A 14,750-nucleotide genomic window follows, 5' to 3' on the forward strand; every position below is an offset into this window, starting at 1 on the left:
TCGCTTGGGGGCAGGCGCGTCGGATAGCGTTGCGCCCCATGCGTCTCGTCATCGCCCGGTGCTCCGTCGACTACGCCGGCCGGCTCACCGCCCATCTCCCCTCCGCCCCCCGCCTCATCCTGGTGAAGGCGGACGGCAGCGTCTCCATCCATGCGGACGACCGGGCCTACAAGCCCCTGAACTGGATGTCGCCGCCCTGCACGCTCAAGGAGGGCGCGGGCGACGACGAGGGCGTGTGGACCGTCGTCAACAAGGGCGGCGAGAAGCTCATCATCACGATGGAGGAGATCCTCCACGACTCGTCGCACGAACTGGGCGTCGATCCCGGCCTGATCAAGGACGGCGTGGAAGCACACCTCCAGGAGCTGCTCGCCGACCGCATCGAGACCCTCGGCGAGGGCTACACCCTCATCCGCCGCGAGTACATGACCGCCATCGGCCCGGTCGACATCCTGTGCCGGGACGCGGAAGGCGGCACCGTCGCGGTGGAGATCAAGCGGCGCGGCGAGATCGACGGGGTCGAGCAACTCACCCGCTACCTGGAGCTGTTGAACCGCGACCCGCACCTCGCGCCGGTGCGCGGCGTGTTCGCGGCCCAGGAGATCAAGCCCCAGGCCCGCGTGCTGGCCACGGACCGCGGCATCGGCTGCACGGTCCTCGACTACAACGCCCTGCGCGGCATCGAGGACGACAAGCTGCGCCTGTTCTGACCACGTCCGCGCGCGGGCACACGACGACGGGCCGGGCCTCCTCCAGGGGCCCGGCCCGTCGTCGTGTGCCCGCGGGCTCAGATCACCTGGTCCGGCGAGGGCGGTGTGCCGGTGCCCGCGGCGGGTCCGGCGGAGGTGCGGGAGCCGCCCGGGGAGGACGACATCGAGCTGCTCGCCGAGTTCGACGTGGCGCCGGTCGGCGTCCCGGTGGGTGTGCCGGTGTCCGACGGGGACGGGCTCGCGGAGGCGGACGGGCTCGGGGAGGACGACGCCGACGGCGACGGCGAGGGCCTCGCGCTGTGGCTGGCCGACGAGGAAGGCCTGGGCGTGCCGGACGGCGAGCCGCTGTGTCCGGGGCCGGGCGAACCGCTCGCGTCCGGGGACGGGTCGGCCGACCCCGACGGCGTCGGGTCGTCCGAGGTGCCCATCGTGCCGTCCGGACCGGGGTCGGTCGGCCTGCTGCTCGCCTCGCCCGTGTCGGAGGACGCTCCCCCGTCGCCGGGGGCGCCGGAGCCGTCGCCGCCGTCGTTCTGGCCGGCGTCGGCGGTCGGGCTGACGCCCACCCGGTCGGAGGGGTTGTGGGCGTCGTTGTCGGAGGTCGCGCCGAGCGTGACCACCGTGCCGAGCACGGCGACGAGCAGCGCGCCCGCCCCGGCCGCGACGAGGTTGCGCCGGGCCAGGCCCCGCAGACCGGCGCGGTGGTGCCGGGCCGGCGGGTGCGGCGGCTCGCGGCGGGCGACGAGGGTCTCCGCCTCCGGCGCGAAGGACGGGAGCGCCGCCTGGACGGGACGCGGCGGGGGCGCAGGCTCCTCCTGGCGGGCCTCGGGCGCCTCCTCCTCGGCCGTCGCCGTCAGCAGGCCGGGTACGTCGCCGCAGGCGTCGGCGACCAGCGCGAGGGCGCGGCGGCCGGCCACGGTGCCGCGCTTGTCGGCGATGACCCCGCGCAGGGCGAGGGAGGCCTCCAGCTCGGAGCGGGCGCGGTCGAGGTCGCCGGTGCACAGGGCGAGGACGCCCAGTTCGTGGTGGAAGTAGGCCCGGTCGGCGGACTCGCCGGCCATGCGGGCGGCTTCGGCGCCCTCGTACAGGGCGCTCTCCCAGGCGCGCCAGTGCAGGCCCGCGGCGAACGCGGGTGCGGCGGTGCGGGCGAGCTGGACCGCGGTGGCCTCCTCGCCCTCGTCGGGGCGGGTGGTGCCCGGGACGACGGCGGCGAGGGCGGCGAGCACGGCGTCGGCCTCGGCGCACACCCGCTCGGGAGTGACCGAGGGATGTCCGGCCCACCAGGCGTAGTGCTGGGCGGCGGTGTGGACGCGGGCCTCGACGTCGTCGGCGTATCCGGCGGCCTCCAGCTGGGTCTGGACTCCGGCGGCGAGGCGGTAGCGGGTGCCGACCGGGGTGACGAGTCCGCACGCGGCCAGTTCGCCGAGGGCCGCGTCGGCGTGGGTGTCGCCGACCAGGGCGGGCAGATGGGCCTGGTGCGGGACCTCGCCGCCGAGAGCGACGGCGAAGCGCAGCGCGGCGCGGGCGGAGGCGCTGAGGCGGGCGGCGAGCAGCGGCGCGGGCGCGGCGGCCTCGCCGAGCGAGGGCAGGGGTATCTCCTCCGCCTCGCCGGCCCCGGCGACGGCGTCCGCCGGGCCGGTGAACGGCCGGGCGTCCTCGAAGACGCCGAAGGCGTCCACGGCGTCGGCTTCGGCCCGCAGCCGGTCGCGCTGCGAGAGCAGGGCCCCGGCCTGGACGAACCGCAGCGGCAGCCCCTCGGACTCGAACCAGAGGTCGCCGGCCCAGTTGGCCTCCTCCTCGGTGAGGACCCGGCCGACGGCCTGCTCGATGACCTCGACGCCGCCCGCGCGGTCGAGCCCGGTGAGGGCGACCTCCTCGACGGCGGACTCGGCGGACGGCGCCGGCGCGTCCGGGGCGGCGCCGAGCAGGAAGGCGCACTCGGGCGTCGCGTCGAGCAGTCCGTCGAGTTCCGCGCCGCCGAGGTCGATGTCGTCGACGACGACGACCGCGCCGACCTCGCGGACGAGGGCGCGCAGCTCGTCGTCCCCGGGACGGTGCCGGGGGGCGTCGTGGACGGCGTGGAAGAGGTCGTGCAGCAGGTCGGACGCGGTGCGGCCGAATCCGGAGAGGCGGACGACGCCGTCGGGGGCGAGGTCCTCGCAGTCCTCGGCGACGAGGTCGAGGAGGCTGGTGCGGCCGGAGCCGGGGGCGGCGGTGACGCGGACGGAACGGCCGCGGGCGAGCAGCCGGACCAGTTGTTCGCGTTCGTCCTGGCGGCCCTGGAGCGGCCACGGGGGGCGGCCCGGGCCGGCGGGCGCGGGCGGGCGGGCGGCGCGCTCGGTCTCGGCGCGCTGCTCGGGCGTGCGCTTGGCGGCCCGCCCGGTCTCCTCCGCCCCGGGCGGCCGGCGTTCTATCTCGCTGCCGTCCACCGGGTTGACGGTGAGCAGGTGTTCGCCGACGACGAGCCGCACCGTGCGGGCCTGGGCCGGCTGGTGCTGACCGAAGTCGGGTGTGAGGGGATCCCGGGAAGGACGCGGGCGCGGCGCTTTCCCGTCGCCGTCATGGCCGTGGTCCTCGGGTCCCCGCGGGTTCGGGTCCATAGGTTCGAGCCCCCAAAAGCGTCGTGTGGCGGTAGCCCCTCCCGGCCTTGCTGCACACTGCGCTGTCGCTTCTGGTCCGGTGCCCGCTCGAGGCTGAGAGCGGCGGGCAGACGAACCGTAAACCTTCGCACAGTATGTGCGACAGCCCGGGGTACCACGCCGCCCGAAGCATCACGGTCTCGTGAGGATTGCGCCTGTCACGCGTTTCCCGCGCAGGCCACGGCCCTCTTGGGTCACACCCGGGGCAGCGACTCCACGCCGATGCCGCCCTCGATCGCGAGGATGCGGTGCAGCCGGGTCGCCACCAGCAGGCGTTGCATCTGCGGCGGTACGCCACGCAGCACCAGCCGTCGGCCGCAGCGGCCGGCCCGCCGATGGACGCCCATGATGACGCCGAGTCCGGTGGCGTCCCAGGAATCCAGTTCGGACAGGTCGAGCACGAGGTCGCCGACTCCGTCGTCGACGGCCGTGTGCAGGGCCGTACGGGCGTCCGCCGCGCTGCGGACGTCGAGACGGCCCCCGACGACCAGCTCGACGTGGTCGCCCCTGATGTGCATAGCGCTCCCCTAAGCGTGCGTCTCGTGCTCCGCGGTGTGATGTCCGGTCGTGCGTTGCATCCTCTGACTGCGTGAAGCGGCCGGAGGTTGCCGTCTGTGAGCGAACCGATACGGAATTCACCCGCAGGGGTGAGGCCTGTGGGGCCTGTGCGGTGTGCGCCTGTAGAAGCCCTGCCCGCTCACGCGTCCGATGTCACCGGCGTTCAGCCATCCGGCGCAGCCGTTCCGGTCGCCCGTCCGGTTGCCCGTCCCTGTACCTGTCCGTGTGCCTCTCGGCCGGAGATTAGCGGTCGCGGGGCGCTGTGTGACCGGTTAGTAACGCGTTTCACGTCTCAGGGCGTGAGACGCCGGTCACGTCGTCAATTCCTGTCCGATTCCCACCGATTGGCCCTGAAGTGACCCCGGGTCGCCGCAGTGACGCAGGGAACGGAACGCACCGGCGGGGACGGTCTAGATTGGCGGCATGGTCAATCTGACGCGCATCTACACCAGGACCGGCGACCAGGGCACCACCGCTCTCGGCGACATGAGCCGGGTCGCCAAGACCGACCTGCGCATCGCCGCGTACGCGGACGCCAACGAGGCGAACGCGGTGATCGGCACGGCGCTCGCGCTGGGCGGGCTCGACGAGGAGCTCGTCGCGGTCCTCACCCGCGTCCAGAACGACCTGTTCGACGTGGGCGCGGACCTGTCGACGCCGGTGGTCGAGCACCCCGAGTTCCCGCCGCTGCGGGTGGAGCAGTTCTACGTCGACCGGCTGGAGGCGGACTGCGACCGCTTCAACGAGCGGCTGGAGAAGCTGCGGTCGTTCATCCTGCCCGGCGGGTCCCCGGGGGCGGCCCTGCTGCACCAGGCCTGCACGGTCGTCCGGCGGGCCGAACGCTCCACCTGGGCGGCGCTGGAGGTGCACGGCGAGGTGATGAACCCGCTGACCGCGACCTACCTCAACCGGCTCTCGGACCTCCTCTTCATCCTGGCCCGCACGGCCAACAAGGCCACGGGCGACGTGCTGTGGGTGCCGGGCGGCGAACGCTGACGGGACGCGCCCCCGGCGGGGCGGACGAGCGGGGCGGACGAGCGGGGCGCTAGTCCAGTTTGGCCGGTTTCCGCTCCGGTTCGCCCTTCGGCCGCTTCTTCGGGAAGAGGGTGTAGCTCACGGCGATGACGAGGTTCACGCCGACGACGAACAGCATCCGCCACTGCCACGCCCGCAGCGAGTCGGTCCGGCCGTCGCCGCCCACGTACCAGACGGCCGCCTGGAGCAGGGCGGCGGCGGTCAGCGCGCCGAGGATCCAGCGGGCGGCGACCTTCCACTCGTGGACGGCGCGGGCCGCGCCGTACCTCGGCGGGCGCACGGGCGGCGGGCCGCCGGCGAAGCGATGGGCGACCCGGGCGTCGGCCCACCTGATCGTGGAGCGGCCGAGTCCCACGGTGAAGCCGATGTAGACGGCGGCGAGGCCGTGCCGCCAGTCCGGCTCGGCGCCGTTCTTGAGGTCGACCGCGGTCACGGCGAACAGCACGACCTCCAGCAGCGGCTCGCACAGCAGCAGGGCCAGACCCGCCCTCGGCATGCGGAACACGTACCGGAAGGCCAGTCCGGCGGCCAGCAGCACCCAGAAAGCCACCTCGCAGGCGACGATCAGCGCGACGATCACGGTTCGCTCCTCTCGGTCGTCTCCCAGGCTCCCGCCGCTCCGGCTCGCCTTCGTCGTCGCCGATGACGAACCGGCGGTACATCGAAAGATGCAGTTCGGGACCGTCCCCGGGGAGCAGGCGCCACACGCGGGGGGCGTGTTGGATGGAGGGCATGCCCGTACGACGACCGCCCCGTCCGCACCGTTTCGACGTCTGCGTCGCGGCCGGCGGACTGCTCGGCGGACTGCTCCTGGTGGCCATGGGACTGAGCACCCGGCGCTCCGACGACCCGATCACCGTCTTCGACGGTCCCTGGCCGGTGCTGCTGCCGCTCATCGTGATGGCCGGCTGCGAACTGGTGCGCCGGGCGGCCCCGCGCACGGCGGTGATCGTCGCCGGCGTCACCGTCACCGCGGACCTCGCGACCCAGGGCAACCTGTCCACCGTGCTGATGTTCACCGACGTCATATACGCGGCCGTCCTGTACGGCCCGCTCGCCTCCGCCCGCCGCATCCAGTGGATCACCGGACTGCTCACGGTGGCGGGGACGCTGGTGCCGTTCGCGGTGTGGCGGGTGCCGGAGGCGCTGCTGATCGGCGTGCTCGTGGGCATCGTCGCGTACGGGCCGGCCGCCACCGGCTGGATCGTGCGCGATCACCGTGACGCCGCCGAGGCCGCACGGCTGCGGGCCGAGCAGACCGCGCTGCTCGCCGAGGCGGACCGCGCCCAGGCGGTCACGGCCGAGCGGGCGCGGATGGCGCGGGAGTTGCACGACATGGTCGCCAACCACCTCTCCGCGATCGCCATCCACTCGACGGCGGCCCTCTCGCTCGACGATCCGGACACCTCCCGGCAGGCCCTGACCGTGATCCGCGAGAACAGCGTCGCGGGGCTGACGGAGATGCGGCGGCTGATCGGAATCCTGCGCGACGGCAGCGGGGACCGCGAGCCGGCCGCCGCTCCCACCCTCGACGGTCTGCGGGCCCTGGTCGACGGCGCCCGCGCCAACGGACTCGACGTCAGCCTCGACGCCGACCACGGCACGGTCCCCACTCCCGTCGAGTTCGCCGCCTACCGCATCGTCCAGGAGTCGCTGACCAACGCCCTCAAGCACGCGTGCCCCGGCCGGGTCACCGTCCACCTCGTCCAGCGCGACGGCGCCCTCGACCTGCGGGTGCGCAGTCCGTACGGTCACCGGGGCGGCCCCCGCGCCCCGGGCTCGGGCGCCGGGCTCGTCGGGATGCGGGAGCGGGCGGCGCTGCTCGGCGGCACGTTCGCCGCAGGGCCGGAGGGCTCGCGCTGGACCGTGCACGCCGTTCTGCCCCTCGCCGAAGGAGAGTCCGCATGAGCTCGGCCATCCGTGTCCTGGTCGCCGAGGACCAGTCCGCCGTCCGCGCGGGACTCGTCCTCATCCTGCGCAGCGCGCCCGACATCGAGGTGGTCGGCGAGGCGGCGGACGGCGAGCAGGCGGTGGCGCTGGCCCGGGAGCTGCGTCCCGACCTGGTGCTGATGGACGTTCAGATGCCCCGGCTGGACGGGGTGTCGGCGACCCGGAAGGTGGTCGAGGAGGGCCTCGCCGACGTGCTGGTGCTGACCACCTTCGACCTCGACGAGTACGTGTTCGGTGCGCTGCGGGCGGGCGCGGCCGGTTTCCTGCTGAAGAACACGGAAGCGAGGGATCTGCTGGCCGCGGTCCGGACGGTGGCGGGCGGGGAGGGGCTGATCGCCCCGGCCGTGACCCGGCGTCTGATCGCCGAGTTCGCCGCGCGGCCGGTCCCCCCGCCCGCCGCCGATCCCGCCGTGCTGGAATCGCTGACCCGGCGGGAGCGCCAGGTGCTGGCCTGTCTGGGCCGCGGGCTGTCCAACGCGGGGATCGCCGAACGCCTGGACATGGCGGAGGCGACGGTGAAGACCCATGTGAGCCGGCTGCTGGCGAAGCTGGAGCTGCGCAGCCGGGTCCAGGCCGCCGTGCTGGCACAGGAGTTGGGGATCAGGACCGGGCCCGAGTGACATCCGGAGACCGTCCGTGAACCACCGGGAGATCGCCCCGAAGCCGTTCGGGGGCAACCCGGAAGGCGGTCCGAGGTTTATCCTCGCGCACTGGTCCAGACCTATTGACCTGTGGTCCAGACCTTTCTATTCTCGCGGCACCGTGGGTGCGAAGGCTCAGTCGCACCCCCCAACTCCCCCCGAGGAGGCGCAGGATGCGCTTCAGACACCGAGCCGCAGCAGGGTTCGCGACCCTGTCGCTCCCGCTGGCAGGGCTGGTGGGCCTCACGGGCCCCGCCCACGCCGCGGCGGACTCGTCGGCGGCCACCGCCACCTACACCAAGGCGTCCGACTGGGGCACCGGCTTCGAGGGCAGGTGGACGGTGAAGAACACCGGTGCCACCGCCATCAGTTCATGGACGGTCGAGTGGGACTTCCCCTCCGGCACGTCCGTCACCTCCGCCTGGGACGCCGACGTCACGTCCTCCGGCCTCCACTGGACCGCCAAGAACAAGTCCTACAACGGCTCCCTCGCCCCCGGCGCCTCGGTCACCTTCGGCTTCAACGGCGCGGGAACCGGCTCGCCGTCCAACTGCAGGCTCAACGGCGGCGGTTGCGACGGCACGACCGTCCCGGGCGATGCCGCCCCGTCCGCTCCGGGCACCCCGACCGCGTCCGCCGTCACCGACACCTCGGTGAAGCTGGCCTGGTCGGCCGCCACCGACGACAAGGGCATCAAGAACTACGACGTCCTGCGTGACGGTTCCAAGGTCGCCACGGTGACGACGACCTCGTACACCGACACCGGTCTGACCGCCGGCACCGACTACTCCTACACCGTCCAGGCCCGCGACACCGCCGACCAGACCGGTCCGGCCAGCGGCGCGGTGGCCGTCCACACCACGGGCGGCGGCACCACTCCCCCGACCACCGGCGCCAAGGTCAAGCTCGGCTACTTCACCGAGTGGGGCATCTACGGCCGCAACTACAACGTCAAGAACCTGGTGACGTCGGGCTCGGCCGCGAAGATCACACACATCAACTACGCCTTCGGCAACGTCACGAACGGCCAGTGCGCGATCGGCGACTCCTACGCCGACTACGACAAGGCCTTCACCGCCGACCAGTCGGTGAGCGGCGTCGCCGACACCTGGGACCAGCCGCTGCGCGGCAACTTCAACCAGCTGCGCGAGCTGAAGGCCAAGTACCCGAACATCAAGGTGCTGTGGTCCTTCGGCGGCTGGACCTGGTCCGGCGGCTTCGCCCAGGCCGCGGCCAACCCGGCCGCGTTCGCGCAGTCCTGTTACAACCTCGTCGAGGACCCGCGCTGGGCCGACGTCTTCGACGGCATCGACATCGACTGGGAGTACCCCAACGCCTGCGGTCTGTCCTGCGACACCAGCGGGGCCGCGGCCTACAAGAACCTGATGCAGGCCCTGCGCGCCAAGTTCGGCACGGGCAACCTGATCACCGCGGCCACCACCGCCGACGGCTCCTCCGGCGGCAAGATCGACGCCGCGGACTACGCGGGCGCCGCGCAGTACGTCAACTGGTACAACGTGATGACGTACGACTTCTTCGGCGCCTGGGCGGCCCAGGGCCCGACCGCCCCGCACTCGCCGCTCACCTCGTACAGCGGCATCCCGACGGCCGGGTTCACGACGGCCGACGCGATGGCCAAGTTCAAGGCGAAGGGCGTGCCCGCGAGCAAGCTGCTCATCGGCATCGGCTTCTACGGACGGGGCTGGACCGGCGTCACCCAGGACGCCCCGGGCGGCACCGCCACGGGCCCGGCGGCCGGCACCTACGAGCAGGGCATCGAGGACTACAAGGTCCTCAAGACGTCCTGCCCGGCCACCGGAACGGTCGCCGGCACGGCGTACGCCAAGTGCGGCAGCAACTGGTGGTCCTACGACACCCCGGCCACCATCGCCGGAAAGATGACCTGGGCCAAGAACCAGGGCCTGGGCGGCGCGTTCTTCTGGGAGTTCAGCGGCGACACGGGCAACGGAGAGCTGGTGAGCGCCATCAGCAACGGGCTGTCATGAGCCGGTGCGCATGAGCCGGTGCGCATGACCGAGCACACATGACCGAGTGACCGCGCGACCTTCGCCCTCTCCCGGAACCGATTCCGGGGGAGGGTGAACGCGGTTACGCCACATTCACCCGCTGGCCGGGCGGGGCCGCCTCCAGCCAGGCGAGGAAACCGGTCAACGCGTCCTCGCTCATGGCGAGTTCGAGGCGGGTGCCGCCGTGCTGGCAGACGAGGATCACCGCGTCGGACAGCAGCGCCAGCTCCTCCTCGCCGTCGGGAAGCCGCCGGCCGGCCACCTCGATCGTGCCGCGCTCCAGGACACGGCGCGGACGGTAGGCGTAGGAGAAGACCCGGTACCACTCGATGCGGTCGCCGTTGTAGCGGGCGACGCCGTAGCTCCAGCCCTTTCCGCTCGTGTCCGGTTCCTCGGGGACGTCCCAGCGCAGCGAACAGTCGAAGGTGCCGCCGGAGCGCTGGATGAGTCTGCGGCGCAGACCGAAGACGAACAGCCCCAGCACCACCAGGGCCACGACGATTCCGCACACAGTCAGAGCGAGGACCATCGACACCGACCTCCTCGTCTCCTAGGTACCGAAATAGGTAACGGAACGGAAAAAACATCCATATCTGCCTCAGCCGCGGTCGGCGCCGGATTGCTCCGGAACCGACCGCGGCTGAGTGACGTCATGCGGCTGTGCCCTGGGTCAGCGCGAGGCCGCCGCACGCAGTCGTACGTCCGCGCGACGCTCGGCGGCGGCGTCGCCCTCCGCCTTCGCGCGCTCCAGCTCCCGCTCCACGCGCTGGACGTCGATCTCGTCCGACAGCTCGGCGATCTCGGCCAGCAGCGACAGCTTGTTGTCCGCGAACGAGATGAAACCGCCGTGCACCGCGGCGACGACCGTTCCACCATCACTCGTACGGATGGTCACCGGGCCCGACTCCAGCACACCGAGCAGCGGCTGGTGACCGGGCATGACGCCGATGTCGCCGGACGTGGTGCGCGCGACGACCAGGGTGGCCTCGCCGGACCAGACCTCTCGGTCGGCCGCGACCAGCGCGACGTGCAGCTCAGCAGCCAAGGTGGCTCCTCGGGTCACCACCCGGCGGATTCTGCCGGGTGTTGGTTACAAGTCTAAGGGGCGTGAGTGAGGGGGCGGGACGCGCCCGCCCCCTCAGACGTGAGCCGTGGGGCTCACTGCGAACTCAGGGAGTTCAGGAGACGCCCAGCTCCTTGGCGTTGGCCTTCAGGTCCTCGATGCCACCGCACAGGAAGAACGCCTGCTCCGGGAAGTGGTCGTACTCGCCGTCGATGATCGCGTTGAACGCGGTGATCGACTCGTCCAGCGGGACGTCCGACCCGTCGACGCCGGTGAACTGCTTGGCGACGTGGGTGTTCTGGGACAGGAAGCGCTCGACGCGACGGGCACGGTGGACGGTGAGCTTGTCCTCCTCGCCCAGCTCGTCGATGCCGAGGATCGCGATGATGTCCTGAAGGTCCTTGTACTTCTGCAGGACCGTCTTGACGCGCATCGCGGTGTTGTAGTGGTCCGCCGCGATGTAGCGGGGGTCCAGGATCCGGGACGTGGAGTCCAGCGGGTCCACGGCCGGGTAGATGCCCTTCTCGGAGATCGGACGGGAGAGCACCGTCGTCGCGTCGAGGTGGGCGAAGGTGGTGGCCGGGGCCGGGTCGGTCAGGTCGTCCGCGGGGACGTAGATCGCCTGCATCGAGGTGATCGAGTGACCACGGGTCGAGGTGATGCGCTCCTGGAGGAGACCCATCTCGTCGGCCAGGTTCGGCTGGTAACCCACCGCGGAGGGCATACGGCCGAGCAGGGTCGAGACCTCGGAACCGGCCTGGGTGAAGCGGAAGATGTTGTCGATGAAGAACAGCACGTCCTGCTTCTGCACATCGCGGAAGTACTCCGCCATGGTCAGACCGGCCAGCGCCACGCGCAGACGGGTGCCCGGGGGCTCGTCCATCTGACCGAAGACCAGGGCGGTCTTGTCGATGACGCCCGAGTCGGCCATCTCCTCGATGAGGTCGTTGCCCTCACGGGTGCGCTCGCCGACACCGGCGAACACGGAGACACCGTCGTGGTTGTTGGCGACGCGGTAGATCATCTCCTGGATGAGCACCGTCTTGCCGACGCCGGCACCGCCGAACAGGCCGATCTTTCCACCCTTGACGTACGGGGTGAGAAGGTCGATGACCTTGACGCCGGTCTCGAACATCTCGGTCTTCGACTCGAGCTCGTCGAAGCGCGGGGCCTTGCGGTGGATGGACCAGCGCTCACCGTCGTAGGTCTCGTCGACGTTCAGCACCTCACCGAGGGTGTTGAACACCTTGCCCTTGGTGAAGTCGCCGACCGGGACGGTGATGCCCGTGCCGGTGTCGGTGACCGGGGCCTGGCGGACCAGACCGTCGGTGGGCTGCATCGAGATGGTGCGGACCAGGCCGTCACCCAGGTGCTGGGCGACCTCCAGGGTCAGCGTCTTCTTCTCGCCGGCGAGGGCCGGGTCGGCCACCTCGACGTGAAGGGCGTTGTAGATCTCCGGCATGGCGTCGACGGGGAATTCCACGTCGACGACCGGGCCGATGACCCGGGCGACGCGGCCCGTGGCAACGGCCGTCTCAACTGTCGTCGTCATTACCTGTCACTCCCCGCGGTCGCGTCGGCCAGGGCTGCGGAGCCACCGACGATCTCGCTGATTTCCTGGGTGATTTCGGCCTGGCGGGCCGCGTTGGCAAGGCGGGAGAGCGTCTCGATGAGCTCTCCTGCGTTGTCGGTGGCCGACTTCATAGCGCGCCGCGTGGCGGCGTGCTTCGAGGCTGCCGACTGGAGAAGCGCGTTGTAGACGCGGCTCTCCACATAGCGCGGCAGCAGGGCGTCGAGGACGTCCTCCGCCGAGGGCTCGAAGTCGTACAGCGGAAGGATCTCGCCCTTCGGCGCCCCCGCGGCGGTAGCCGCTGATGTCTCGGTCTTCGCGACCTCGTCGAGGCTGAGCGGCAGCAGACGGTCGCCGAGCGCCGTCTGCGTCATCATCGAGACGAACTCGGTGAAGACGATGTGGAGTTCGTCCACGCCGCCCTCCGCCGTGTCCTTCTCGATGGCCTCGATCAGCGGACCCGCGACCTTCTTCGCGTCCGCGTAGGTGGGCTCGTCGGTGAAGCCCGACCACGACTCCGCGACCTCGCGCTCGCGGAACTTGTAGTGGGCCAGACCGCGGCGGCCGACGATGTACGTGTCGACCTCCTTGCCCTCCGCCTCGAGGCGCGCCGTCAGCTGCTCGGCGGCCTTGATCGCGTTGGAGTTGAAGGCGCCGGCCAGTCCGCGGTCGCTCGTGAGGAGCAGCACCGCGGCACGGGTCGCCGTCTCCGCCTCCGTGGTCAGCGGGTGCTTGGTGTTCGAACCGGTACCGACCGCCGAGACCGCGCGGGTGAGCTCGGTCGCGTACGGCGCGGAGGCCGCCACCTTGCGCTGCGCCTTGACGACGCGCGAGGCGGCGATCATCTCCATCGCCTTGGTGATCTTCTTGGTCGCGGTGACGGATCGGATGCGACGCTTGTAGACCCGGAGCTGGGCTCCCATGAGTCAGGTCCCTTCCTTACGTCACTTGGCCGAGGCCGGGGCGTCCTCGCCGAGAAGCTTGCCGTCCGAGGTCTCGAACTGCTTCTTGAACTCGGCGATCGCGTCGGCAACAGCGGTGAGGGTGTCGTCCGACATCTTCGCGCCCTCCTTGATGGAGGTCATGAGGCCCTGCTCCTTGCGGTGCAGGTAGTCCAGCAGCTCCTTCTCGAAGCGGCGGACGTCGGAGACCGGAACGTCGTCCATCTTGCCGGTGGTGCCGGCCCAGACGGAGACGACCTGGTCCTCGGTCGGCATCGGCTGGTACTGCGGCTGCTTGAGCAGCTCGACCAGGCGCTGACCGCGCTCCAGCTGCGACTTCGACGCGGCGTCCAGGTCGGAACCGAAGGCGGCGAACGCCTCCAGCTCACGGTACTGGGCGAGGTCGAGGCGGAGCCGGCCCGAGACCTGGCGCATGGCCTTGTGCTGGGCGGAGCCACCGACGCGGGAGACCGAGATACCGACGTTCAGGGCCGGGCGCTGACCGGCGTTGAACAGGTCGGACTCCAGGAAGCACTGGCCGTCGGTGATGGAGATGACGTTGGTCGGGATGAACGCCGAGACGTCGTTGGCCTTCGTCTCGACGATCGGCAGACCGGTCATCGAGCCGGCGCCCAGCTCGTCGGAGAGCTTCGCGCAGCGCTCCAGCAGACGGGAGTGCAGGTAGAAGACGTCACCCGGGTAGGCCTCACGGCCCGGCGGGCGGCGGAGCAGCAGGGACACGGCGCGGTAGGCGTCGGCCTGCTTGGAGAGGTCGTCGAAGATGATGAGGACGTGCTTGCCCTCGTACATCCACTGCTGGCCGATGGCCGAACCGGTGTACGGCGCCAGGTACTTGAAGCCGGCCGGGTCGGACGCCGGGGCGGCGACGATGGTCGTGTACTCCAGCGCGCCGGCCTCTTCGAGGGCGCCACGCACGGAGGCGATGGTCGAGCCCTTCTGACCGATGGCGACGTAGACGCAGCGGACCTGCTTCTTCGGGTCGCCGGTGCGCCAGTTGTCACGCTGGTTGATGATCGTGTCGACGGCCAGGGCGGTCTTGCCCGTCTGGCGGTCGCCGATGATCAGCTGACGCTGACCACGGCCGATCGGGGTCATCGCGTCGACGGCCTTGTAGCCGGTCTCCATCGGCTCGTGCACCGACTTACGGGCCATGACACCGGGAGCCTGAAGCTCCAGGGCACGGCGGCCGGACGTCTCGATCTCGCCGAGGCCGTCGATCGGGTTGCCGAGCGGGTCGACGACCCGGCCCAGGTAGCCCTCGCCGACGGCGACGGACAGGACCTCTCCGGTGCGGGTGACCGGCTGGCCCTCCTCGACACCGTTGAACTCGCCGAGGATGACGGTACCGATCTCGCGCTCTTCGAGGTTGAGCGCGAGACCGAGGGTGCCGTCCTCGAACCTCAGCAGTTCGTTGGCCATGGCCGAGGGGAGGCCCTCGACCTTCGCGATGCCGTCGCCGGCAAGGGTGACCGTACCGACCTCCTCGCGCGAGGCCGCGTCCGGCTTGTACGACTGGACAAAGTTCTCCAGCGCATCCCGGATCTCCTCCGGCCGGATCGTGAGCTCCGCCATCTGGGTTCCCTGCTCTCCTTGTTGGG

Annotated in this window: 13 protein-coding genes; 5 read left to right on the forward strand and 8 right to left on the reverse strand. The window is 71.3% G+C overall.

The features are described from left to right. The first annotated feature begins 38 nt into the window (after positions 1 to 38). Positions 39 to 710 carry an endonuclease NucS gene (nucS, locus tag Sri02f_RS19395; RefSeq protein WP_109002591.1) on the forward strand — a complete coding sequence of 224 codons (672 nt, stop codon included), beginning with the start codon at positions 39 to 41 and terminating at the stop codon, positions 708 to 710. A gap of 77 nt (positions 711 to 787) precedes the next feature. On the opposite strand, the gene Sri02f_RS19400 is transcribed toward nucS, so the two are convergent. After that, positions 788 to 3,307 carry an AAA family ATPase gene (locus Sri02f_RS19400; protein WP_109002592.1) on the reverse strand — a complete coding sequence of 840 codons (2,520 nt, stop codon included), beginning with the start codon at positions 3,305 to 3,307 and terminating at the stop codon, positions 788 to 790. 233 nt (positions 3,308 to 3,540) lie between these two features. After that, positions 3,541 to 3,864 (reverse strand): STAS domain-containing protein, encoded by a 324-nt coding sequence (locus tag Sri02f_RS19405; protein WP_020131168.1) that lies wholly within the window; start codon positions 3,862 to 3,864, stop codon positions 3,541 to 3,543. Between the two features lie 463 nt (positions 3,865 to 4,327). Here Sri02f_RS19405 and Sri02f_RS19410 point away from each other — a divergent pair, with 463 nt between their 5' ends. Then, positions 4,328 to 4,900: a cob(I)yrinic acid a,c-diamide adenosyltransferase gene (locus Sri02f_RS19410; protein ID WP_109002593.1), complete on the forward strand. Its 573-nt coding sequence runs from the start codon at positions 4,328 to 4,330 to the stop codon at positions 4,898 to 4,900. 49 nt (positions 4,901 to 4,949) lie between these two features. Here Sri02f_RS19410 and Sri02f_RS19415 read toward each other — a convergent pair whose 3' ends face one another. Beyond that, the gene (locus Sri02f_RS19415; protein WP_109002594.1) at positions 4,950 to 5,519 is read right to left on the reverse strand and encodes a hypothetical protein; all 570 of its coding nucleotides are present in this window, start codon (positions 5,517 to 5,519) and stop codon (positions 4,950 to 4,952) included. 152 nt (positions 5,520 to 5,671) lie between these two features. On the opposite strand from Sri02f_RS19415, the gene Sri02f_RS19420 reads away from it, so the two are divergent. The 3 genes from Sri02f_RS19420 (at position 5,672) to Sri02f_RS19430 (ending at position 9,536) form a co-directional block, all read left to right on the forward strand. Beyond that, on the forward strand, positions 5,672 to 6,847 hold the full coding sequence (locus tag Sri02f_RS19420) for a sensor histidine kinase (protein ID WP_109003165.1): 1,176 nt from the start codon (positions 5,672 to 5,674) through the stop codon (positions 6,845 to 6,847). Next, the gene (locus tag Sri02f_RS19425) at positions 6,844 to 7,509 is read left to right on the forward strand and encodes a response regulator (protein ID WP_109002595.1); all 666 of its coding nucleotides are present in this window, start codon (positions 6,844 to 6,846) and stop codon (positions 7,507 to 7,509) included. Before Sri02f_RS19420 ends, Sri02f_RS19425 begins: the two co-directional genes overlap by 4 nt. A gap of 194 nt (positions 7,510 to 7,703) precedes the next feature. Beyond that, positions 7,704 to 9,536: a glycoside hydrolase family 18 chitinase gene (locus tag Sri02f_RS19430; protein ID WP_109002596.1), complete on the forward strand. Its 1,833-nt coding sequence runs from the start codon at positions 7,704 to 7,706 to the stop codon at positions 9,534 to 9,536. A 103-nt stretch (positions 9,537 to 9,639) separates the two neighbouring features. On the opposite strand, the gene Sri02f_RS19435 is transcribed toward Sri02f_RS19430, so the two are convergent. From Sri02f_RS19435 to atpA, 5 genes are all read right to left on the reverse strand, one after another. Further along, the gene (locus Sri02f_RS19435) at positions 9,640 to 10,086 is read right to left on the reverse strand and encodes a DUF2550 domain-containing protein (RefSeq protein WP_109002597.1); all 447 of its coding nucleotides are present in this window, start codon (positions 10,084 to 10,086) and stop codon (positions 9,640 to 9,642) included. 141 nt (positions 10,087 to 10,227) lie between these two features. Further along, on the reverse strand, positions 10,228 to 10,602 hold the full coding sequence (locus tag Sri02f_RS19440) for a F0F1 ATP synthase subunit epsilon (RefSeq protein ID WP_057584029.1): 375 nt from the start codon (positions 10,600 to 10,602) through the stop codon (positions 10,228 to 10,230). Positions 10,603 to 10,735: 133 nt separating this feature from the next. Continuing rightward, entirely contained in the window at positions 10,736 to 12,172 is a 1,437-nt protein-coding gene (atpD, locus tag Sri02f_RS19445; RefSeq protein ID WP_109002598.1) for a F0F1 ATP synthase subunit beta, read from the reverse strand. Beyond that, positions 12,172 to 13,113: a F0F1 ATP synthase subunit gamma gene (locus tag Sri02f_RS19450; RefSeq protein WP_109002599.1), complete on the reverse strand. Its 942-nt coding sequence runs from the start codon at positions 13,111 to 13,113 to the stop codon at positions 12,172 to 12,174. Before Sri02f_RS19450 ends, atpD begins: the two co-directional genes overlap by 1 nt. 21 nt (positions 13,114 to 13,134) lie before the next feature. After that, positions 13,135 to 14,724 (reverse strand): F0F1 ATP synthase subunit alpha, encoded by a 1,590-nt coding sequence (atpA, locus tag Sri02f_RS19455; RefSeq protein WP_109002600.1) that lies wholly within the window; start codon positions 14,722 to 14,724, stop codon positions 13,135 to 13,137. Positions 14,725 to 14,750 lie beyond the last annotated feature (26 nt).

The organism is Streptomyces rishiriensis, from assembly GCF_003112535.1.
GTDB lineage: Bacteria > Actinomycetota > Actinomycetes > Streptomycetales > Streptomycetaceae > Streptomyces > Streptomyces rishiriensis.